Origin of the sequence: Promicromonospora sp. NPDC050262, from assembly GCF_040655935.1 — a bacterium.
Taxonomy (GTDB): Bacteria; Actinomycetota; Actinomycetes; order Actinomycetales; family Cellulomonadaceae; genus Promicromonospora.
Genome location: NZ_JBFAKX010000022.1, coordinates 1 through 20,429, shown reverse-complemented (window position 1 = coordinate 20,429; position 20,429 = coordinate 1). Strand labels below are relative to the sequence as shown.

Annotated in this window: 19 protein-coding genes; 4 read left to right on the top strand and 15 right to left on the bottom strand. The window is 73.3% G+C overall.

Translation table 11 applies throughout. The annotated features are described in order from the left end of the window. Nucleotides 1–38 precede the first annotated feature (38 nt). Complete coding sequence (locus AB0I29_RS24110) at nt 39–1,397, top strand: oxygenase MpaB family protein (protein ID WP_357486470.1); 1,359 nt, start codon at nt 39–41, stop codon at nt 1,395–1,397. Here AB0I29_RS24110 and AB0I29_RS24105 read toward each other — a convergent pair. The 8 genes from AB0I29_RS24105 to AB0I29_RS24070 form a co-directional block, all read right to left on the bottom strand. Next, on the bottom strand, nt 1,298–2,320 hold the full coding sequence (locus AB0I29_RS24105; protein WP_357486468.1) for a hypothetical protein: 1,023 nt from the start codon (nt 2,318–2,320) through the stop codon (nt 1,298–1,300). The genes AB0I29_RS24110 and AB0I29_RS24105 overlap by 100 nt on opposite strands. Then, nucleotides 2,317–2,868 (bottom strand): sigma-70 family RNA polymerase sigma factor, encoded by a 552-nt coding sequence (locus tag AB0I29_RS24100; protein WP_357486466.1) that lies wholly within the window; start codon nt 2,866–2,868, stop codon nt 2,317–2,319. The genes AB0I29_RS24105 and AB0I29_RS24100 overlap by 4 nt, the downstream gene beginning before the upstream one ends. 194 nt (nt 2,869–3,062) lie before the next feature. Continuing rightward, nucleotides 3,063–4,793, bottom strand: coding sequence for a hypothetical protein (locus AB0I29_RS24095; RefSeq protein WP_357486464.1), 1,731 nt, complete (start codon nt 4,791–4,793; stop codon nt 3,063–3,065). Beyond that, nucleotides 4,790–5,365: a sigma-70 family RNA polymerase sigma factor gene (locus AB0I29_RS24090; RefSeq protein WP_285107644.1), complete on the bottom strand. Its 576-nt coding sequence runs from the start codon at nt 5,363–5,365 to the stop codon at nt 4,790–4,792. The genes AB0I29_RS24095 and AB0I29_RS24090 overlap by 4 nt, the downstream gene beginning before the upstream one ends. A 75-nt stretch (nt 5,366–5,440) precedes the next feature. Continuing rightward, entirely contained in the window at nt 5,441–7,177 is a 1,737-nt protein-coding gene (locus tag AB0I29_RS24085) for a sigma-70 family RNA polymerase sigma factor (protein WP_357486462.1), read from the bottom strand. 21 nt (nt 7,178–7,198) lie between these two features. Further along, the gene (locus AB0I29_RS24080) at nt 7,199–8,194 is read right to left on the bottom strand and encodes a sigma-70 family RNA polymerase sigma factor (RefSeq protein WP_357486460.1); all 996 of its coding nucleotides are present in this window, start codon (nt 8,192–8,194) and stop codon (nt 7,199–7,201) included. A 73-nt stretch (nt 8,195–8,267) separates the two neighbouring features. Further along, the gene (locus AB0I29_RS24075; protein ID WP_357486542.1) at nt 8,268–8,750 is read right to left on the bottom strand and encodes a hypothetical protein; all 483 of its coding nucleotides are present in this window, start codon (nt 8,748–8,750) and stop codon (nt 8,268–8,270) included. Further along, nucleotides 8,747–9,175 (bottom strand): methyltransferase domain-containing protein, encoded by a 429-nt coding sequence (locus AB0I29_RS24070; RefSeq protein WP_357486458.1) that lies wholly within the window; start codon nt 9,173–9,175, stop codon nt 8,747–8,749. The genes AB0I29_RS24075 and AB0I29_RS24070 overlap by 4 nt, the downstream gene beginning before the upstream one ends. 107 nt (nt 9,176–9,282) lie before the next feature. Here AB0I29_RS24070 and AB0I29_RS24065 point away from each other — a divergent pair, with 107 nt between their 5' ends. After that, on the top strand, nt 9,283–9,882 hold the full coding sequence (locus AB0I29_RS24065; protein WP_357486456.1) for a helix-turn-helix domain-containing protein: 600 nt from the start codon (nt 9,283–9,285) through the stop codon (nt 9,880–9,882). A 29-nt stretch (nt 9,883–9,911) separates the two neighbouring features. Next, nucleotides 9,912–10,409 carry a GyrI-like domain-containing protein gene (locus AB0I29_RS24060; RefSeq protein ID WP_357486454.1) on the top strand — a complete coding sequence of 166 codons (498 nt, stop codon included), beginning with the start codon at nt 9,912–9,914 and terminating at the stop codon, nt 10,407–10,409. A 106-nt stretch (nt 10,410–10,515) separates the two neighbouring features. On the opposite strand, the gene AB0I29_RS24055 is transcribed toward AB0I29_RS24060, so the two are convergent. The 5 genes from AB0I29_RS24055 to AB0I29_RS24035 form a co-directional block, all read right to left on the bottom strand. Next, nucleotides 10,516–11,691 (bottom strand): uroporphyrinogen-III synthase, encoded by a 1,176-nt coding sequence (locus AB0I29_RS24055; protein WP_357486452.1) that lies wholly within the window; start codon nt 11,689–11,691, stop codon nt 10,516–10,518. Continuing rightward, complete coding sequence (gene cobA / locus AB0I29_RS24050) at nt 11,660–12,487, bottom strand: uroporphyrinogen-III C-methyltransferase (protein ID WP_357486450.1); 828 nt, start codon at nt 12,485–12,487, stop codon at nt 11,660–11,662. Before cobA ends, AB0I29_RS24055 begins: the two co-directional genes overlap by 32 nt. Further along, complete coding sequence (gene nirD / locus AB0I29_RS24045) at nt 12,484–12,909, bottom strand: nitrite reductase small subunit NirD (protein ID WP_357486448.1); 426 nt, start codon at nt 12,907–12,909, stop codon at nt 12,484–12,486. The genes cobA and nirD overlap by 4 nt, the downstream gene beginning before the upstream one ends. Continuing rightward, nucleotides 12,906–15,530, bottom strand: a complete 2,625-nt coding sequence (gene nirB / locus AB0I29_RS24040) for a nitrite reductase large subunit NirB (RefSeq protein ID WP_357486446.1) — start codon at nt 15,528–15,530, stop codon at nt 12,906–12,908. Before nirB ends, nirD begins: the two co-directional genes overlap by 4 nt. 104 nt (nt 15,531–15,634) lie before the next feature. Then, nucleotides 15,635–17,065, bottom strand: coding sequence for an ATP-binding protein (locus AB0I29_RS24035; protein WP_357486444.1), 1,431 nt, complete (start codon nt 17,063–17,065; stop codon nt 15,635–15,637). A gap of 114 nt (nt 17,066–17,179) precedes the next feature. Here AB0I29_RS24035 and AB0I29_RS24030 point away from each other — a divergent pair, with 114 nt between their 5' ends. After that, the gene (locus tag AB0I29_RS24030) at nt 17,180–17,929 is read left to right on the top strand and encodes a methyltransferase domain-containing protein (protein WP_357486442.1); all 750 of its coding nucleotides are present in this window, start codon (nt 17,180–17,182) and stop codon (nt 17,927–17,929) included. 101 nt (nt 17,930–18,030) lie between these two features. Here AB0I29_RS24030 and AB0I29_RS24025 read toward each other — a convergent pair whose 3' ends face one another. After that, nucleotides 18,031–19,773 carry an FAD-dependent oxidoreductase gene (locus AB0I29_RS24025; protein ID WP_357486440.1) on the bottom strand — a complete coding sequence of 581 codons (1,743 nt, stop codon included), beginning with the start codon at nt 19,771–19,773 and terminating at the stop codon, nt 18,031–18,033. Then, nucleotides 19,770–20,243, bottom strand: coding sequence for a molybdopterin dinucleotide binding domain-containing protein (locus AB0I29_RS24020; RefSeq protein WP_357486438.1), 474 nt, complete (start codon nt 20,241–20,243; stop codon nt 19,770–19,772). Before AB0I29_RS24020 ends, AB0I29_RS24025 begins: the two co-directional genes overlap by 4 nt. Nucleotides 20,244–20,429 lie beyond the last annotated feature (186 nt).

Sequence of the window (20,429 nt, the reverse complement as noted above, 5' to 3'; positions counted from 1 at the left end):
TCCTGTTCCGCCGGGGCCGTCCGGGTCAGGATGAGGACATGGGCGAACCTGTGGACAACCCTGTGGACGACGTCGAGCCCGCCTCGGCGCCGTACCCGCGCCGGTTCCGCGCCGCCGAGGCGCGCGGGGCACGGATCGGCCGCCCGCTGCGCGTGCTCGGGCGGGTACGCGGCGTCGACGAGGCCCTGCTCGACCGGATCGGCCGCGCCTTCAACGAGGAGGACGACGCCGGGGCGGCGCTCGCCGCGGCCCTGCGGCTCCCCGCCGGCGACCCGGAGCGGGTCACGCACACGCAGCTCCGGGCGGCGCTCGCGGGCCCGGCCGGGACGCCGGCGCCCGACGGCGCGGGCGTCGCCCCGCTGCCGCCCGCGCTGCGACGGTTCCTCGCCGAGGTCACCGCCGTGCCCCCGTGGGTGGACCGGGACCTGGTCGAGCAGGGCGCCACGGTGCAGCGGCGGCTCGGGCAGAACGCGGCCGACGTGCTGCTCCAGCTCTCGCTCGTGGGCGGCTACCGGTTCGGCGGCCCGACCGACCTGCTCGTGGCCACCGGCGCCCTGACCGGCGGGACGTTGCGCCGACTCGCCGAGACGCAGGAGTGGACGGTCGGGCTGTCCGAGCCCGGCGCGCTGCTGCCCTACGCCCCGGCGTGGCGCGCCACCCTGCACGTCCGGGTCATGCACGCCCTGGTCGGCGCGTCGTTCGCGGACCGGTCCGGCGCTGAAGGTTCGGGCACGGACCGCTGGGACACGGCCCGCTGGGGCCTGCCGATCAACCAGGCCGACCAGGCGGCGACGCTCGGGCTGTTCGACGGCACGCTGATCCTGGGCTGCCGGGCGCTGGGGGTGCCCGTCCCGCCGTCGGACAGCCGGGCGCTGATGCACCTGTGGAAGTGGGTGGGACACCTGATGGGTGTGCACCCGGACTTCCTGGTCGACGACGAGTGGGCGCGGCACCGGCTCAACCACCACGTGCTGCTCGCCCAGTCCGGGGTCTCGGACGCCGGGCCGCGCCTCGCCCGGGCCGTGGTGGCCGCGCAGGCCGAGCGGACCTACCGCGGGCCGGCGTGGTGGCAGCCGGCCCGGGCGTGGTTCGAGCGGGAGCGGCTGCTGTCGATGCTCACGGCGTTCCTCGGGGTACGCAGCATGCGCGAGCTCGGCCTGCCGCTGCGCCCGCCATGGGCCCACGCCTACCTGCTGCCGCTCAACACGTGGCGGTACCGCGTGCTCGGCCGGCTGCCCGGCGGCCCTGAGCGCCTGGAGCGCTGGGGCCGCCGGCGCAGCGCCGCCATCCTCGCGAGCTACCGCGCCCGGCCCGAACCGTCCTCCAGCGTCACGCGCACCGGCTCGGCCACAGGGAGCCAGACGTCCTCCTCACCGAACACCGGCATGACGGCGTAGACGTCGTACGTGCCGCCTTCGCGCAGGTGTGTGTACACCACCGGGAAGTCGTCCTCCGAACCCTCGATCTCGCCTGCGCACGCGTTGGTGGGCCCCGTCAGCGCCTCCAGGTCCCACGGCCCCTCCGCAGCGCCCTCCTCGGGCGCGTAGTAGCTCAGGTTGGAGGCGGTGTTGGCCGGGAGGTCGACCACCACGCCGTCCTGCACCCAGACCAGCATCGGGTCCAGGTAGCCGCTGAGCGCGGCGGCGTCACCGGTGAGCCGGGTGCCCGCCCGCCAGCCGTCCTCGCCCTGTCGTGCGCCCGGACCGCTCGTCGTCTCGAGGTCGAAGCCCCCGTCCGGTGCGCTCAGGAGGTCCTCGACGGCCATGCCGCAGTGCGCGTCGAGCCCCTCGATCTCGAAGCTGTTGAGCCAGCCCTGCGGCACGTAGCCGTCGACGTAGGTCGCGGTGATCGGGTCCGGCTCGTTCGTGGCGACCGAGGACGCGCTCGGGTCCGCGCTCGGTTCGACGGCAGCGGCGCCCGACGGCACCGGATCCGGGGTGTCCGACGGTGACGGCGACGGGCTCACCGACGCCGTCGGGCTCGGCGAGAGGTGGGTCGTCGGGATCTCCGACGGCACCGGACCCGTCTCGGTGGCCTCGATCGTGGGACGTCCGGGCAGCGGCTCGGACCGGGTGAAGGTCGAGGCCTGCGCGGCGCTGAACGCGAGCGCACCCACGACGGCGGCCGTGCCCAGCCCCATCGCGCCCGCCTTGGCGACCCGCCAGGTCCGGACCCTGCGCCGCAGCAGCCCGAGGTTCTCCTCCGGCGCGCTCGGCACGTCGGTGGGGGTGGCGCCCGAGACGAGCGCGTCGATGGTCTGCCGCAGCACGTCGCGGCCGATGCCCAGGTCGTCGGCGCCGTGGTCGTCGTGCCCGCTCATCGCAGCTCTCCCTCCGGCACGAGGACCCCGCGCAGCGCGCTGATCCCGTCGGCCAGGTGTCTCTTGATGGTGCCCTCCGCGATGCCGAGCGTCGCGGCGATCTGGGGCACGGTGAGGTCGTCGTAGAAGCGGAGTACTACGCAGGCGCGCTGGCGTGGGCTCAGGCCGCGCAGCGCGGCGGTCACGTCGGCGCGGGCGGTGATGTCCGACGCCGGCGCCCGCACCCGGTCCTCGACGGCCACCTTGGGCTGGGCCTTGCGCCACAGCGTGAACCGCCGGGCCTCGTCGAGGTAGAGGTTGAGCATCGTCCGGCGCACGTACGCCTCGATGCCCGCGTGGCTCCCGCCGTCGTTCAGCGGGAACTCCGTGAAGCCCTCGGCGCCCGCGGCCTCGGGGCGGCGGAACCGCCGGAAGACGCGCACCAGCGCATCCTGCACCAGGTCCTCCGCGCGGCGCACGTCACCCGTCAGCGCGTACCCGTACCCCACGAGCGCGCGGCCCCTGCGGGTCACGAGCTCCGTGAGCTCATCGTCCCAGCGCGCACTCATCGCAGGGCCTGCCCTGACCCGGTCACGTCGTCTGCCCCGTCACGTTCTCGTCCCCTCATCCTGCGGGCCCTGCGCCCCGCTCTTACCCACATACGAGCGGGGCGCAGGAACCGTTGGGACGTGGGCCGAACTTTTTCGGCCGGGATCTTCCGGCCGTTCCGGCCCGGCCTGGTCAGGGTCCGACGACGGCTGGGTCAGTCGCTGGCGGAGTAGTACCGCCAGGTGCCGTCCTCGCCGATGCCGATCACCATGCCGGTGTACCCGAAGGTGGTGTCGGCCCGCTGCGAGTCGGCCTGCTCCTGCGTGAGCAGGCCCGCGTCCACCACCTCCTGCCAGGCCTCGTCCGAGTCGCGGAACTCCTCGGTCGAGACCCGGGGCCACACGACAGTCGGGTATCCCCCGTTCTCGCCGGCGACCGCGCCGACCGTGCCGGTCAGGAGCCGGGCCAGCGTCGCGTAGTGCTGCGTGTCCGTGTCGGGCAGGGCGAACGTCTGCTCCGCCGTCTCGGTCGTGAACATGAGCTCCGTGCCGTCCTGGTTCGCCAGGCCCATGAGCTGGTCGGAGTCGCAGGCCAGCGCCGCGTCCACGATGGCCTCCGCCTTTGCCCCGGCCCCCTCGCTCGGCGAGTTCGCCGGGTCGTAGGCCAGGTCGAGACCGTCCGCGGAGCAGTCGCCGGCGGCCTCGCCGCCGGTGTCGCCGGTGTTCGGGGTGAGGGTCGCCCAGAACCGCGCGACGCCGTCGGGCACGCTCGCCAGCCGGAGGTCCACGACCTCCTCGCCGCCGCCCACCACGGCCTGAGACACGAACCGCTCTCCGTCACAGGGGACGGCGAAGGACACGAACGGCTCGCCGGGGTTCCGCGCCACCTCGATCGACACCGTGTCCGCCGGGTCGGCGCTCTCGCACTCCGCGGTGATCACCGGGGTGCCGGTCGTGATGTACCCGAACTGCGTCAGCTCCGCCGAGACCCAGCTTGTGCTGCGGTCCAGCACGAACCGCGACAGCTCGCCCCCCACCTGCTCCGGCGGCTCGGTGGTCGCGTCGCCGCCGCGCGTGCCGGTGGGGCTGTGCGCGCCGTCGGCATCGATCCGGACGTCGACCGGCTCGCTCACCGCCGTCGCGAACGCTCCCGAGGCGGTCTGCGGGAAGGCGACCACCCGCACCTCGTAGTCGCCCTCGGGCAGGGGGGTCGCGAAGTTGTCGACGGTCTCGGTCTCGACAGGCGCGCACGTGGTGAACGCACCGCCCTGGGCCTCGGTCGCGTCCCCGGCGGAACCCACCAGGGGCTCGCGGAGCACCGGCGCCTCGAAGACGTTCGTCCCCAGGTCCACCACCACACCGTCCTGGCTCCAGACCAGTACCGGCGGGACGTCGAGCGACCCGTCGGTCCCCGCGACCGTCGCCGCCATGCCCCACGTGGTCGAGGGCTCGCCGCCCTGCTCCGAGGTCACGGAGTAGATGTCGCCGATCGACTCGGCGGACCAGCCGGCCGCCGTCGTCTCCAGGTCCGCCACCGGCATGCCGCACTCCAGTCCGGCGCCCAGGTCACGGATCCAGGAAGGCTGGTACCCGTCCTGGATCACGCTCGTCGCGGGCGGTCCCGACGGGGACGGCTCGCCGGTCGGGTCCGCGGACCGGTTCGGGGCCACGATCTCGGTGGGCGACCCCGGCAGCACCGGGTCGGCGCTGTCCCACATCGGCGTCTGCGTGACGCCGAAGGCGAGCACGCCCGCCACCACCAGGCTGGCGCCGGCGAGGCTGCCGACCTTCGCGGCACGACGGCGTCGTACACGGTCGCGCACCACACCGAACGAGACGTGCAAGTCGTCCACCTCCCCACCGGGCATCGCGTCGGCGGCGCCATGGAGTGCGCCGCTCAGGAAGTCGTTCTGGTCGGAACGGTCGTTCAGGTCGTCGAGGCTCATCGGGCGGCCCTCCCTTCGGCAGGTCGGAAGTCGTCGGGGCGCAGGATCTCCTGCAGGTTCTTGGTCGCGTCGGACAGGTACCGCTTCACCGTGCCCTGGGCCGTGCCCAGGGCGTCCGCGATCTGCGGCACCGTCATGTCCTCGAAGTAGCGCAGCACCACGCAGGCGCGCTCCCGGGCGCCGAGCTTCGCGAGCGCCGTCATGACGTCGACCCGGGCCGACGCCGCCTGGTCGGCGCCGCGGGTGCTGGGGTCGTCCGCCATCAGGTGCTTGATCCCGGACCAGCGCTGCCGCTTGCGGTAGCCGTCCAGGTAGATGGTCAGGACCGCCCGCCGCACGTAGCCCTCCACGTTGGTGAACGGTGAGTCGAGGTCGTGCGCCCGGCTGCCCACCGCCACGCCCACCCCGCCGCCCCGGCCGGGGCGGCGGAGCCGCGAGTAGACCTTCACCAGTGCGTCCTGGACCAGGTCCTCGGCGAGGGCGCGGTCGCCGGAGAGCATGTACGCATAGCGGACCAGCGCGCTGCCGCGCGTCCTCATGAGCTCATCGAGCTCGTTCTCCCATACCGCCATGGCCACCTCCCCGGTGCGTGTGTGCTGTCATCGTCTCCACAACCCACATGACGCGCCGTCCGGAGGTTTCGTTGGTCACTCGCCGATGTAGTAGTCGGCGAACGCCTCCGTGGCCAGGTACTGCGGTTCGCCGTCCGACCCCGGGTCGAGCTCCGTGAAGGCGAAGAGGGTGTAGGCGCCGTCCGGCAGCCCGGCGTCGGGATCGGCGAGGCAGGTGACGTCCGGCTCGACGGGGACGACGACGGAGGTGTCGCCCCCGGCGTCGACCCGGAGGTCCTCCGCCGGCTCCGACCAGACGTCCCGGCCCACCCCGACCACCCGGCCCGCGCTGAGCCAGACCAGGGTGACGGGCGTGCGGGTGGTGTCGACGGCCTTGCCGGCGGTCTCCTCGAACGTGGCCGTCACCTCGGTGGGGGTGAGGGACCCGCCGCTGGTGTCCGCCGAGAGCCGCAGGTTCCCGCGCTCCGCGGGCACGTGCGGGCCCTGCGGGATGTCCGACGCGTGGGCGCCACACGCCAGGCGGGTGCCCTCCAGCCACTCGGGCTGGTAACCGTCACGGATGTCGACCGTCAGCGGCTCCTCGGCAGGTACGTCGACCTCCGGCACCTCCAGGGTGACGGGCTCGCTGACGGCCATCCCGCTCGTCCCGTCGCCGTCGGCCCACGGCATGACCGCGTAGACGTCGTAGGTGCCGGCCGGGCGCGGCTCCAGGAAGGTCTCCGAGATCATGCCCACCGTCCAGTCGCCGCACGCCGTGGCCGCGGCGGCCTCGGCGACGTCGTCCTGCGACTCTCCGGCGCCGGGCAGCGGGTATCCGCCCTCGTGCCAGCCCGCCCCGAGGTCGACCACCTGGCCGTTCTGGGCGAAGACCAGCATGGGGTAACCGCCGTCCATCGCCGGACCCTCGGCGTCGGTGCGGGTGATGCGGACCGGCGCGGTGAGCCCGTACCCGTCGACCGTCAGGTCGCCGGTCAGCTCCAGCTCCACCGTGTCGGAGGTGGACGTCAGCTCCGTGACCTCCATGCCGCAGCGGTACTGGGGGCCCTGGTCGGTCCACTGCATCGGCGCCCAGCCGCCGGCCTGTGCCGGGCTCTGGGTGGCCGGAACCACCGGCTCGGACAGGAGCCGCGACGGCCCCCACAGCGCCGCCATCGCCAGCAGGCCAGCCAGTACCAGCGAGGCACCACCCAGCGCGCCCACCTTCACCGCGCGCCGGCGGCGCACCAGGCCCGAGACCACGTCCAGCCGCTCGTCCAGCGCCGTGTCCATCTCCGGCACGGTGATCTCCGCGAGCGAGCCGCGCAGCACCTCCATCGCGTTGGACAGGTGCCGCTTGATCGTCCCCTGGCTCGTGCCGAGGGTCTGCGCGATCTGCGGCACCGTCATGTCCTCGAAGAACCGCAGCACCACCGACTCGCGCTGCCGTGGCGAGAGCTGGGCCAGCGCCACCGCGACGTCGACCCGTGCCGTCGCGACACGCTCCGCCGCGGGCGCGCGGTCCTCGTCGGCCAGGAGGTGCTTGATGCCCGTCCAGCTCGTCTGCCGCCGGTAGCCGTCCAGGTAGATGGTCAGCATCGCCCGGCGCACGTACGCCTCCGCGTTCGTCAGCCGGGGCTGGTCCAGGTCCACGACCTGCCCGCCGTCGTCCGCCATGCCGCGCGGGCGGCGCAGACGCGAGAACACCTTCACGAGTGCGTCCTGCACCAGGTCCTCGGCCTGCGTCCGGTCCCGGCACAAGGTGTACCCGTACCCGACCAGCGCGCGGCCGCGCCGCGCCATGAGCTCCTCGAGCTCGCTCTCCCACTGCGCCATCGGTGACGCCCCCTCTCGCTTTCATCCTCCCTGACGGGCGGGAACGCGAGAACGATGATGGCGATGCGCGGGCAGTTCGCGGAACCTCATGGGCGCGGCCCAACCTCTGTGCACTCCGGATCGAGCCCGACGTCCACGAACGAGCACCACTCGTCGTCGCCTTCGTAGAAGGTCGACCAGGTCGGCCCCTCCCGCATGTGGTCCTGGATGTTGAGCTGCCAGCCCGAGTACTTCCCGGCGGGACGATCGACGGCGGCCTGCTCCGCGCTGACGACACCAGCATCGACCGCCTCCTGCCACGCGGCCTCGTTCTTGGTGAAGGTGGCCACCCGGGGCCAGGTCGAGGACTCGCTGTCGTCTCAGGGCCAGCACCACGGCCAGGACCATCGACACTCCCGCCACCGCGGCCACCTTCGTCACCCGGCGCCGGCGCGTCGCGCCCACCACGGTGCCCACCCGATCGTCCAGATCGGTGTCCATGGCGGGCACCGAGACCTCGGCGAGCGCCTGGCGCAGCACCGCCGTCGCGTCGAACAGGTGCCGCTTGACCGTGCCCTGGTTCAGGCCGAGTGCCGTGGCGATCTGCGGGATCGTCATGTCCTCGAAGTAGCGCAGCGCCACCACCTCGCGCTGCCGCGGGGACAGGCGGGCGAGGGCCACGCCCACGTCGACCCGAGCGGTGGCGACCCGGTCCGCGCCGGGCGTGTGCTCGTCGTCGGCCAGGAGGTGCTTGAACCCGGCGAAGTGGCTCCGCCTGCGGTACCCGTCCAGGTAGATCGTCAGCATGGCACGACGCACGTACCCCTCGGCGTTGGTCGGCTCCGGCTGGTCCAGGTCGACCTGCGTCTGCCCGACCACCGACGGCGGACGGCGCAGCCGCGAGTACACCTTGACCAGCGCGTCCTGCACCAGGTCCTCGGCCTGCGCCTTGTCCCGCGTGAGCGAGTACCCGTACCCCACCAGCGCACCACCGCGCCGCACCACGAGCTCCGCGAGCTCTTCCTCCCACCGCGCCATGCCAGCGCTCCTCTCGTCCTGCTGCCCGTAACGGACGGAGGACGCGGAAGGTTGAGTCCGGACCGCCGAGCTGTCAGAACCTACGCCGGGCCGCCAGCAGGACGGTGGTGTGGTCCACCGTGAACGTGCCGTCGACCACGGCCTCGTCGTGGGACAGGACGGACCGGACGCCGTCCAGGACCGCGTGCTGCACCGCCTCAGGCAGTCGAGCGAAGCCGCCCGACGTCGGGACCTGGTCGAGCCACTCGTCCACGCCGTACCTGCGCTGCCACGCGTACCGCCAGCGCTCCGGACCGGCGAACCCGCCCGCCTCCTCCAGGCCCGACCCGGCACGGTCGAGCATCACCTCATACCCGTCGGCGGCCGTACGCCCCGGGGCGTACATGGCTGCCCCCGGGGTGCCCGCCAGCGCACCGGAGTACAGCTCGTGCATCGCCGCACGGAGGGTGGGCGGCAGGTCAGCGGCGTGCCAGAACACGGCCAGCACGCCGCCCTCGCGCAGCACCCGGGCAGCCTGGACGGCTCCGGCGACGGGATCCACCCAGTGCCACGTCATGCCCGACACGACGGCATCGAACGTGCGACCCGCGGGATCCCACTCCTCGAACGCGCCACCTCGACGGCCAGGTCCCGCGCCCGGGCCACGGCGGCCATGCGCGCGTCGGCCTCGACGCCCAGCACCTCCGCTCCGGCGGCTCGGAACGGCAGGGCGGACAGCCCCGTGCCGATCCCCACGTCCAGCAGCCGGACGCCGGCTGCGCCGGGCACGGCGGCATCCTGACGATCGGGAGCACCAGGAGCGGCGCGCTCACCCAGCCGGCCGCCGTCGTGGGCCAGGTACCGGAGGGCCGCGTCGGCGACCGGCCGCTGCGTGACCGGGCGCGTGCGGTCGTAGCGTTCGGCGTCGGCGCCGAAGCCTTCGGCCGCACCACGGTGCAGGTGGGCGGTGCGGACGCCGTCGGGCACTCTTGAAGTGGGCATGCGCCCACGCTAGTGGGCACATGCCCACTCAGGCAACATTGCTACGGCCCGAACGGTCGCGGACCATCCCCGCGACCCGCGCACGGCCGGAACAGGAGGAGGCGCCCGTGCCCACCGGAGTCGCGCTCGACGACCCCCGCGCCCAGCTCGTGGCCGCCGCGGAACGGCTGCTCGCCAGGGGCGGCGCCGCGGCGCTGACGAGCCGCGCCGTGACGGACGAGGCCGGCGTCGCCAAGGGCGTGCTGCACCGCCACTTCGCCGACTTCGACGACTTCCTCGCCGCGCTCGTGCGCACCCGCATCCAGCGCGCCGACGAGGTCGGCGACCGACTGGTCGCCGCCGCGGGCTCCCGCACGGTGGTCGGCAACGTGTCGGGGTACCTGGCCGCCACGCTCGACGACGTCGCGCTCGCCGTCGTCGCGCTCGTCACCGCCCGCGACGAGCTGCGCCGGCGGCTGCGCGAGACGTCGCCCGAGGGTCTGCCGTTGCTCGTGGAGATCACGCGGGCGCTGACGACCTACCTCACGGCCGAGCAGTCGTACGGGCGCGTGGCCCCGACCCCCGAGCCCCGCTACCTCGCGATGACGGTCGTGGGCACGGGGCACCTGATGTTCGCCGGCGAGCTGGGCGCGCTGCCCGACGAGGCCGCGGTGCGCGAGGTGGTCGAGTCCGTCCTGGTGGGGGCGCTGTGGTCACCGGACCGATGAGTTCCGCCGACCCGGGTGGTCCGCACCCCATGAGCACCTACCGCGTCGAAACACGCCCCGAGACCCCCACGGCCGGCATCACGGACACCGTGCCGATGACCGAGATCGCGAGGATCGCGGACCGCATCCCCGAGATCGCCGGCTGGCTCGCCGAGCGCGGCTCGCACCCCGACGGCGCCCCGTACTTCCGGTACCACGTGATCGACATGGCCGCCGACCTCGTCGTCGAGGTCGGCTTCCCGGTGCCCGACGGCGCCGCGCTCACCTCCGCGGGCGACGTCGCCGTGAGCACGATCCCGGCCGGACGCTACGTGACGACCGTCCATCACGGCCACCCCGACGGCCTGGTCGACGCCACCGGCGCCCTGCTGCGGTGGGCAGCCGCGGAGGGGCTCACGTTCGACCGGCACGACACCGACTCGGGCGACGCGTGGGCGGGCCGGTTCGAGTTCTACCTCACCGACCCCGCGGAGCAGCCGGACATGGCGCAGTGGGACACGGAGCTCGCTTTCAAGCTGGCCGACTGATTCCGCGGGCGGCCGGTCCCCTTCGAGACCCGACTTTCTCCGCTTTGAACGGCCGCAAAGCGAAGAAACTTAGGCCTCGAAGGGGAGCGCGCAGGTTCAGCGACCGTCAGGCCAGCTCGATGCGGTAGCCCCGCTTGACCACCGTGCGGATCAGGTCGCGGCGGCCCGCCGCCTCACGCAGCCGCGCGATCGCGACCTCGGCGGCGTGGGTGTCCTGCGAGTCGCCCGGCAGCGCGGCGAGCACCTCCTCACGCGGCACGACGTCGCCCTCCGCCGCCGCGAGCAGCCGCAGCACCGCGACGCCCGTCGGGGACAGCGGCAGCACCTTGCCGTCGAGCACCGCCACGCGGGCCCGGATCACCAGCGACCCGGCGACCGTGCTCAGTGCCACGGACTCGATGTGCTCGTAGTGCCCCACCAGCGCGCGCACGAGCGCGCCGAGCCGCCCGCGCTCGGGCTGCAGCGGCACGATCCCGCGGTGCTCCAGCGGCTTGGCCGTCACCGGCCCCACGGCGGCGGCGACCGTGCCGCCGTCGGCGAACCGTGCGCGGACCCGGTCGACCAGGCCCTCCGCCTCGACGGCCTGCAGCCAGGCCTCGGCGCCCGGAGCGGACGTGAAGACCACGGCGTCGATCTCGCCGTCGGCCACCGCGTGCGCGGAGTCGCGGACCGCCGTCGGGTCCGGTGCGGGGCCCCAGCGGTAGACGACGAGGCTCGCGACCTGCGCGCCGGCCTTCTCGAACACCTCGTCCAGCCCGTCGGCACCCGCGCCGTGATGCTGGATCGCGATGCGCAGCCCCTGCACACCCTCGCTGAGCAGCACCTCCGCCACCTCGGCGGACGTCTCGGACTCGGCCACCCAGTCGGCCTGCAGGCCGGCGGCCTGGATCGCGCCGCGAGCCTTGGGCCCGCGCGCGACGAGCCGGATCCCGGTGAGCATGCCGAGGAGCGGCTCGGCGAGCCCGTGCGCGTCGGCGGCCTCGATCCAGGCGCGGAACCCGATCCCGGTCGTCACCACCAGGACGTCGGGCGGCGCGGCGACGATGGCCCGGGTCGCGGCGATCAGCGTCTCGTCGTCGACGTGCGGGATCATGCTGAGGGCGGGCGCGTGCCGGATCGTGGCGCCGCGCCGCTCCAGGGCGGCGGCGAGCTCGGAAGCCCGGCGCTCGGCCGTGACGAGCACGGTCGCACCGGCCATGACCTGGCCCAGCGTCGGGTGGGCGGCCTGGGCGTGGGCGGGCGCTGCGACGTCAGACACCGGCACCTGCCAGACGTCGCTCACTCGTACCCTCCAGAAGCCCAGCCGCGGCCACGTGGCCGATGACGACGACCGCGGGCGACCGGACACCACGGGCCGCCGCCACGTCGGCCGCCTCGTCGAGACGGGCCCGCGTGACACGCTGCTCCGGCGTGGAACCGTTCTCCACCATCGCCACGGGAGTTCCGGGATCCGCGCCTGCGGCCAGGCACTGCGCCACGATCGCGCCGAGGGACCGCACCCCCATCAGTACGACAAGCGTAGCCGTGCCGTCGCGCACGCAGGAGAGTGCGGCGCCGTCGAGCGGCCCAGATGTGTCAGACGCACGGTTCCCTGGGGTGATCTGTGCGTCTGACACGTGAGCGGCGGGTTCCGCGGCGCAGTGGCCCGAGACCACGTGGAAGCCCGTGGTGACCCCGCGGTGGGTGAGCGGGATCCCGGCCAGGCCCGGCACGGCGACGGCGGAGGTGACACCCGGGACCACCTCGACCGGCACGCCGGCGGCGGCGCACGCGAGCACCTCCTCGCCGCCGCGGCCCAGCACGAACGGGTCGCCGCCCTTGAGCCGCACCACGTGGGCGCCCGCCAGCGCGTGCTCCACGATCAGCTCGTTGATGCGTTCCTGCGGCACGGGGTGCCGGCCGGGCTCCTTGCCGACGTCGACCACGCGGACGTGCGGCGGGAGCTCGGCGAGGATCTCGACGGGGCCGAGCCGGTCGGCCACCACGACGTCGGCCGCCTGCAGCGCGCGCCAGGCCCGCACGGTCAGCAGGTCGGGCGCCCCGGGCCCGCCCCCGACCAGCGTCACGCGCCCGGTCACGGGAGGCCCACGTGGATCACGCCGTCGCGGACCTCGACCGGGTAGGTCACCAGGTCCGCGGGGAGGTCGTCCTTCGGGGTCTTGTCGGCCAGGACCAGGCACGTGCCCGTGGCCAGGGAGAACACCTGCTTGTACACCGGCGCAGCCACCGTGGGCTCGCCTGCCCGGGTGCCGACGATCCCGCGCGACATCACGTTGGCCGCCGAGAACGGGTCCAGGTTCTGCACGGCGTACACCCGCCCGGCGTGGCCGCCGTAGGCGGCGTCGTCGGGCAGGCGGAAGAGGGCGACCTGGACGTCCCCGAAGAGCGCCGCCGCGCCCCGCTCGGGGAACAGGTCGGTGAGCAGGCAGGCCCGCTCCCAACGGCTCGGGGCGGTGGGCTCCCCAGCCACCCGGGTCTCCGCCAGCTCGTTGACGCTCATGCTCGTACCTCCAGCTTCGGGCCCGCGATGACGACGCCGGACGCGCGCTCGGCCGACGTCGCCGGACGGCGCTGGCCGCGCTCGGTCACGTAGGCCAGCGACGGGTCGGCGTCCTGGGGGGCGTTGACGAACGAGGAGAACCGGCGCAGCTTCTCCGGGTCCTCCAGCACGGCCTTCCACTCGTCCTCGTAGTTCTCGACGTGGCGGGCCATCGCGGCGTCCAGGTCGGCGCAGATGCCGAGCGAGTCCTCCATGATCACCTCGCGCACGCCGTCCAGGCCGCCGTCGACCTCCTCGATCCACGGCGCGGTGCGCTGCAGCCGGTCGGCCGTGCGCACGTAGTACATGAGGAACCGGTCGACGGTGCGCAGGAGCTCCTGCGACGTCAGGTCCTCCGCGAGCAGCTTCGCGTGCCGGGGCGTCTGACCGCCGTTGCCGCCCACGTAGATGTTCCAGCCCTTGTCCGTGGCGATGACGCCCACGTCCTTGCCGCGCGCCTCGGCGCACTCGCGGGCGCAGCCGGACACGCCCATCTTGAGCTTGTGGGGCGAGCGCAGGCCGCGGTAGCGCAGCTCCAGCTCGACGGCCATGCCCACGGAGTCCTGCACGCCGTACCGGCACCACGTGGAACCGACGCACGACTTCACGGTGCGCAGCGACTTGCCGTAGGCGTGCCCGGACTCGAAGCCGGCGTCGACCAGCCGGCGCCAGATGTCCGGGAGCTGCTCCACGCGGGCGCCGAACATGTCGATGCGCTGGCCGCCCGTGATCTTCGTGTAGAGCCCGAAGTCGCGCGCGACCTCGCCCACCACGATGAGCCCCTCCGGCGTGACCTCGCCGCCGGGCATCCGGGGCACCACCGAGTAGGTGCCGTCCTTCTGCAGGTTGGCGAGCATGTGGTCGTTGGTGTCCTGGAGCGTCGACTGCTCGCCGGCCAGGATGTGCCCGTTGCCGAGGCTCGCCAGGACGGACGCGACGACGGGCTTGCAGATGTCGCAGCCGCGGCCCTTCGCGGTGGTGGCCGCGCCGTCCGCCGTCGTGCCGCTCCCGAACCGGGCCACGATGTCGCTGAACGAGTGCAGGTCGGCGACCCGGACGGCGTCGAAGAGCTGGGCGCGGGACATCTCGAAGTGCTCGCACAGGGCCGTGCTGACCTCGATGCCCGCGCGCTCCAGCTCGGTGTCCACGAGCTTCTTGACCAGCGGCAGGCAGGCGCCGCAGGTCGTGCCGGCCCGGGTGCAGGCCTTCACGCCCGGCACGTCGGTGCACTGGTGCTCGGTGACGGCGCCGCGGATGGTGCCCGCCGAGACGCTGTTGCAGGAGCAGACGTTGGCGTCGTCCGGCAGCTCCAGGCCCGGCGCGGAGCCGCCGCCCTCCGGGAGCAGGAACGCGCTCGGGTCGTCGCCGGGCAGCTCCGCCCCGAGCATGGGGCGCAGGCTGGCGTAGGGTCCGGCGTCGCCCACGAAGACGCCGCCCAGGAGGGTGCGGGCGTCGTCGGACAGGACGAGCTTCTTGTAGACGCCGGCCACGGGGTCGGCCCAGACCACCTCGACGGCGTCCTCGGTGCGGGCGTGCGCGTCGCCGAACGACGCGACGTCGACACCGGAGAGCTTGAGCTTGGTCGCGGTGTCGGCCCCGGGGAACTCGGCCAGGCCGCCGAGCAGCCGGTCCACGACCACCTCGGCCATCGTGTTGCCGGGCGCCACCAGGCCGAGGCAGCGGCCCTCGATGCAGGCGACCTCGCCGACGGCCCAGACGTGCGGGTCCTCGGTGCGGCAGGTCAGGTCGACGACGACGCCGCCGCGCTCGCCGATCGGCAGCCCGGCCGCCCGGCCGAGCTCGTCCCGGGGGCGCACGCCGGTGGCGACCACGACGACGTCGACGTCGAGCCGCCCGCCGTCGGCGAAGTCCAGGCGGCCCACGTGGCCGGTACGCCGGTGGGGCTTCATCTGGCTGGTCGCGGTCTCCGCGCGGACGCCGATGCCCTTGCCGTTGATCAGGCGCTTCAGCGCGTGGCCGCCGCCGAGGTCGACCTGGACACCCATGAGGTGGGTGCCGAACTCGATCACGGTGGCCTGCGCGTCCAGCGCGGTCAGGGCCCCGGCGGCCTCCAGGCCCAGCAGGCCGCCGCCGATGACGGCGCCGCGGACCGGCTTGCCCTCGGGGTAGCTCCGGCGCTTCTCCTCGACCCAGCCGCGCAGGGCCGCGACGTCGTCGATGGTGCGGTAGACGAAGACGCCGGGGAGGTCGTTCCCGGGGATGGGCGGCATCGCGGCGCTGGAACCCGTGGCGAGCACCAGCTCGTCGTAGGGGTGCACGTGGCCGAGGCGGTCGGTGACCGTCTTCGCCGCGCGGTCGATCGACTCGATCTTGCGGTCGGTGTGCAGGGTGACGAGCGGGTCCGCCCACAGGGCCGGGTCGCCCAGGGCGATGCCCTCGGGGCCCTCGTCGAACCAGCGGGTCAGGCCCACGCGGTCGTAGGGCGCGCGTGGCTCTTCCGCGAAGACGGTGACGTGGTAGCGACCGGCGTCGTCCCGGGCGCGCAGCGCCTCGACGAGCCGCTGCGCGACCATGCCACCGCCGATCACCACAAGGTGCTGAGGATTGCCGGAATTGACCATGTCTTGACCGTAGGTCGCGGGTTTTTCGCGCTGGTGCGCCCTCGGTTACCCGAGCCGAACATCTTCCTCACAGGCCCGATCGGGGCCCGGTGAGCGGGTAGGGATCAGTTCCACTGGGCAAGCAGCTCATCCGGACCGAGCACAACCGCTTCGGACGCACGGACCTGGTCGTCGACACCGTTCCGGCTGACGACCACGAGGCCGGTGCTCTCCGTCGCGCCAGGCACCTGAGCCCGGTGAGCGATGAGCTCCCCGAGCTCCCTGACGCCGTACGGCTTGGTGGTCCACTTGATCGAGCCCACGCCGTAGACGCTCTTCGCGACAGGCTCCTTGTCTGCCAGAACGAGGTCGACCTCAACGCTGTTGGTGCGGTTCCAGAAACCCCCGACCGACATCGACCCGTCCACAGGCACCGGCAGTTCCGCATGTCGCATCAGGGCGATCGACTCCCGGACGACCGGTTCGATGGCACGACCTCGCCACCGCGTCCACTCGTCACGGACCCGGTGGAGGACGCGGTCACCTCGGCCTCGTTCGATCTCGGCGAGGTGAGGACCGAGAAAGTGGAGCCAGAACAACAGATACGGATCGACGATCCGGTACCTCGTGTCGGTCGACGTCCTGAGCGAGAGCGGCCGCTCGGACACCACCATGCGCTTCGTCTTGAGCAGATCGAGAGACCGGGTCAGGGAGGTCGCCCTCAGGTCGCCGGCCTTCGAGCCGATCCCGGTGAACCGGCGTTGACCCCGGCCGATCACCTCGAGCACTCGGCGAGCCTGCACGTCACCCGGAAACTCAGCAGCGAGCGACCTTTCGGCACTCACCAGGAGCGACGACGTCGGATGCGTGAGCGCCTCCTCGAGGTAGGCCCACAGGCCCTGGCCCTTGCCCCAGTCCCGGCAGATCAGAGGGAGACCGCCACTCACGAGATAGGCATCGAACGCGTCCCCGGGCGAGAGCGAGAGCATTCGCCCTACCTCGGTCGGCGAGAGCGGAGGAACAACCATCTCGGTCGCCCTCTGATGGAAGGGCCGGTCGTAGTCGTTGAGCGCCTCCATCATCGCCAGGTCAGAACCGATCCCGATGAGCAGCACGGGACGCCTGCTGAGCTCACGGTCGAAATGCCTCTGGAGCACACCCTCGAAGCCGTCGTCGGCTGCCGTGACGTACGGCAGCTCATCCAGCACCACGATTGCGGGGCCCTCGGTCGGGAGCGCTGCGACGAGGAGTCGAAGGGCGTTGTCCCAGCTCGACGGCGGATCACCAGCGAACAGCTCCGCTCCAGGCAGGGTTGAGGCGACAGCGTCCTGGGCGAAGGCCGCGAGGTCATCACGCACCGAGCGGCCAGCCGCCGTGAAGAACATACTGGGGAGCCCCGCCTTGTGAATGAACTCCTCGACGAGACGCGACTTCCCCACCCGGCGTCGACCACGGATGAGTACGGCCCGACCGGGTCGATCCGTCCCGTTCGCCACCTGGTTGAGCAGGTGCTGCAGCTCCGCGGTCTGCCGTCTCCGCTCGACGTACTCCGACATCTCGACTCCTATTACTATCTTGAAAGATACTATCCCCAATGATAGTTACATGCGGTTGAGCGTACCGACAAGGACGCCTGGCCGCGCGCCGAGATGCACCGCTAGCGTGGCGCCGTGGACATCCGGACCGTGCCCAACCCGTTGGTGCGGGCCGGCGGACGCTGGCTGCACCGGGTCAACCAGCGGCACCCGTGGAGCCACAACGACCACTTCCACGGGTGGATCCTGCGGCGGCTCCCGGCCCGGCGGCTCCGTGTGCTTGACGTCGGCTGCGGCAACGGGCTCCTGCTGGGCCGGCTGCGCGGGCGGTTCGACGAGGTGCTCGGCGTGGACGCCGACGCCGCCATGGCCGCGATCGCCGCAAAGCGGTTCGCGAGCGATCTCGCGGTGACCGTGCGGCACGCCCGGTTCGAGGAGGTCGACGGCACGTTCGACGCCGTCACGATGGTCGCGGTGCTGCACCACCTGCCGCTGGAGGCTGCGCTCCGGCACGCTGCCGGGCTGCTCACGCCCGGCGGGCGGCTGCTGGTGGTCGGCCTGGCGCGGGCCGACTCGCTGACCGACCTCGCGTGGGACCTCCCGTCGTCGCTGCTCAACCCGCTGGTCGGGCTGATCAAGCATCCACAGCCGGTCCGTGCCCCTGTGGACGACGGCGGTGGCGGCGCGGGCGACGACCGAGCGGGCGCGGGCAACGGCGGAGCGGGCGAAGGCCGAGCGGACGGCGAACCCATGATGCCGGTGCGCGACCCTGCCGAGACGTTCGCGGAGATCTCCCGGACCGCACGCGCCGTGCTGCCGGGGGCGCGGCTCCGCCGTCGGTTGTTCTTCCGGTACACGCTGGAGTGGACCCGCCCGCTGGGCTGAAGGTGCGCCTCTACCCAGTCATCCGGCCCGGAAACCCCGTGATTCCGGGCCCAATGACTGGGTAGAAGCGCACCTCCCGCACCTCCCGCACTTCCCGTGCCTCACGCCGGTTCCGGGACCGCCTCCGCCGTCGACCGGAGCCAGTCGACCAGGCCGCAGACGGCGTCCTTGCACGAGCCGCAGCCCGTCGTCGCGCGGGTCTCGCGCACGACCTCCTCGACCGAGTGCGCGCCCGGCAGGCACGCGCCCGCGATGTCGCCCTTGGTCACACCGTTGCAGCGGCACACCACGGCGTCCTCGGGCATGTGTTCGGGGGACGAGGCCGGGGCCGCCGCCGCCATCACCGGAGTGAGCAGCAGGAACGCGGGGTCCAGCGGCGCGGGGGTGCGGCGGGTGTAGGCGGCGGTGAGGTCGGCGGCGACGCGCGGGTCGCCCACGCACGTGGCCCCCACGAGGATGCCGTCGGAGACCACCACCTCGATGAACCGGCCCGCTCTGGGATCGGCGAGGCGGATCGCGCGCTGCGTCAGCTCGTCCGGGCGCGACGGGCCGCAGACCCCCATCGTGGTGACGCTGAGCGGGCCGGCCTTGACCTTCACGACGTCGGTCCCGCGCGTGTCGATCCCCCGGTCCGTCTGGGCGCGGCTTGTCGCCGCACCGCTGGTCAGCAGGGCTCCGAGCCGCACCGCCATGCTGGGCTGGGCGCCGTCGTGCGGTAGCCGGAGGTGCGCCGTCGGCCGGACCCCGGCGGGATCGCCCGGCGCACCGCCCGCGACACCCGCCGGCGTCACGACGGCCGGCGCAACGGCCGACGCGACGGCCGGTGCGACCGGCTCCACCAGCGAGACCAGGTGCTCCGCCAGGCGGCGTGCTTGGTCCCACCCCTCCGCGACGAGCCCCCGCGAGCCGCTCGGAGGCTGCGCGCAGTCGCCGATCGCGTGCACGCGCGGGTCGTCCGGGCTGGCGAGGTCGTACCCGACGACGACGCCGCGGTCCGTCGTCAGCCCCGCCGCCGCGGCGAGCCCCGTCTCGGGGATGGTGCCGACGGAGAACACGATCAGCCGCGCGGCGACCACCTCGTCGCGCACGGCGGCGCCCGCCGAACCGCCCGGCGACGCAGCACCCGCCGACGCCGCACCCGCGTTGTCCCGGACCCGGATGCCGACGGCGCGGCCGCCCGCCACGAGCACCTCGCTGGAGATGCTGTTCGGCCGCACGGTCACGCCCTGACCCTCCAGCCCGGCCCGGACGACGTCGGCGGCCTCCGGGACGAGCTGGCGCTCCATGATGGCCTGGACGTTGTGGACGAGCGTCACGTTCAGGCCGCGGCCGGCGAGACCGACGGCGGCCTCCAGGCCCAGCACGCCGCCGCCGACCACCACGGCGCGCGGCGAGTTGACCGTGGCGGCCACGATCTCGCGGGCGTCGTCGAGGTTGCGCAGCGCGTGCACCCCGGCGGGCAGGCCGCCGTCGGGCGTGCGCAGGCCCGGGATCGGCGGGATCCGGGCCGCCGCGCCGGTCGCCAGCACCACGTGGTCGTAGGGGTGCGCGGTGCCGTCGTCGGCGTGCACCACGCGCGACTCCCGGTCGATCGACGTCGCGGTGACGCCTCGGCGCACGGTGACGCGGGCGCCGTCGGGCAGGGGCATCGTGATGGCCGCGACGTCGGTCCGGCCGGCCACCACGTCGCTGAGCAGCACGCGGTTGTACGGCTCGTAGGGCTCGCTGCCGAGCACCGTGATGTCGAAGGCCTCGGGCTCGCGGCGCAGCAGCTCGTCGACGAGCCGCGAACCGACCATCCCGAAACCGACCACGACGACCTTCACAGGGACACGCAGGTTCATGTCGAGAGCTCCTTCTGTAGGGTGCCCGGCCGGTCGAGCGCGTCGACCGCCGGAGCGTCCACCACTGCGGCATCCACCACCGCGACGTCCACCGCGCAGACCTTGAACTCCGGCATCCCGGAGATCGGGTCCGTGGCATCCGTCGTCACCTGGTTGACCGACCCGACGCCGCTCCAGTGGAACGGCATGAACACGGTGTCGGGACGTACGGCATCGGTCCAGCGCGCCGTCGCCTCGACCCGGCCACGGGCGCTGGTGAGGCGCACGCGGGCGCCGTCGGGCACGCCGACGCGGAAGCCCAGCACCGGGTGCAGCTCCACGTACGGCTCGGCCACGAGACGCTCCAGCTCCGCGACGCGGTGCGTCTGCGCACCCGACTGGTAGTGCTGCAGCACGCGGCCCGTGACCAGGTACACCGGGGCGTCGGGGCGCACCTCGTCGCTCAGGCCCACGTGGTCGACGGGGACCATGCGCGCCTTCCCGTCGGACGTCGCGAACCGGTCGAGGAACAGCCGCGGCGTCCCGGGATGCGGCGACGTGTCAGACCCACAGGTCACCCGAGGTGATCGAGCGAGCCGCGTACCCGAGCTCCACGGCCAGCCGCGCCTGCCTGATCGGGCCGCTGCGGGCCAGCACCTGGAGGATCTTCGTCTGCG

Bases quoted from the DNA above. Each gene is read 5' to 3' on its own strand.
- AB0I29_RS24110 (WP_357486470.1), top strand. From the start codon at position 39: ATGGGCGAACCTGTGGACAACCCTGTGGACGACGTCGAGCCCGCCTCG.
- AB0I29_RS24105 (WP_357486468.1), bottom strand. From the start codon at position 2,320: ATGAGCGGGCACGACGACCACGGCGCCGACGACCTGGGCATCGGCCGC.
- AB0I29_RS24100 (WP_357486466.1), bottom strand. From the start codon at position 2,868: ATGAGTGCGCGCTGGGACGATGAGCTCACGGAGCTCGTGACCCGCAGG.
- AB0I29_RS24095 (WP_357486464.1), bottom strand. From the start codon at position 4,793: ATGAGCCTCGACGACCTGAACGACCGTTCCGACCAGAACGACTTCCTG.
- AB0I29_RS24090 (WP_285107644.1), bottom strand. From the start codon at position 5,365: ATGGCGGTATGGGAGAACGAGCTCGATGAGCTCATGAGGACGCGCGGC.
- AB0I29_RS24085 (WP_357486462.1), bottom strand. From the start codon at position 7,177: ATGGCGCAGTGGGAGAGCGAGCTCGAGGAGCTCATGGCGCGGCGCGGC.
- AB0I29_RS24080 (WP_357486460.1), bottom strand. From the start codon at position 8,194: ATGGCGCGGTGGGAGGAAGAGCTCGCGGAGCTCGTGGTGCGGCGCGGT.
- AB0I29_RS24075 (WP_357486542.1), bottom strand. From the start codon at position 8,750: ATGACGTGGCACTGGGTGGATCCCGTCGCCGGAGCCGTCCAGGCTGCC.
- AB0I29_RS24070 (WP_357486458.1), bottom strand. From the start codon at position 9,175: ATGCCCACTTCAAGAGTGCCCGACGGCGTCCGCACCGCCCACCTGCAC.
- AB0I29_RS24060 (WP_357486454.1), top strand. From the start codon at position 9,912: ATGAGCACCTACCGCGTCGAAACACGCCCCGAGACCCCCACGGCCGGC.
- nirD (WP_357486448.1), bottom strand. From the start codon at position 12,909: ATGAGCGTCAACGAGCTGGCGGAGACCCGGGTGGCTGGGGAGCCCACC.
- nirB (WP_357486446.1), bottom strand. From the start codon at position 15,530: ATGGTCAATTCCGGCAATCCTCAGCACCTTGTGGTGATCGGCGGTGGC.
- AB0I29_RS24035 (WP_357486444.1), bottom strand. From the start codon at position 17,065: ATGTCGGAGTACGTCGAGCGGAGACGGCAGACCGCGGAGCTGCAGCAC.
- AB0I29_RS24025 (WP_357486440.1), bottom strand. From the start codon at position 19,773: ATGAACCTGCGTGTCCCTGTGAAGGTCGTCGTGGTCGGTTTCGGGATG.
- AB0I29_RS24020 (WP_357486438.1), bottom strand. From the start codon at position 20,243: ATGGTCCCCGTCGACCACGTGGGCCTGAGCGACGAGGTGCGCCCCGAC.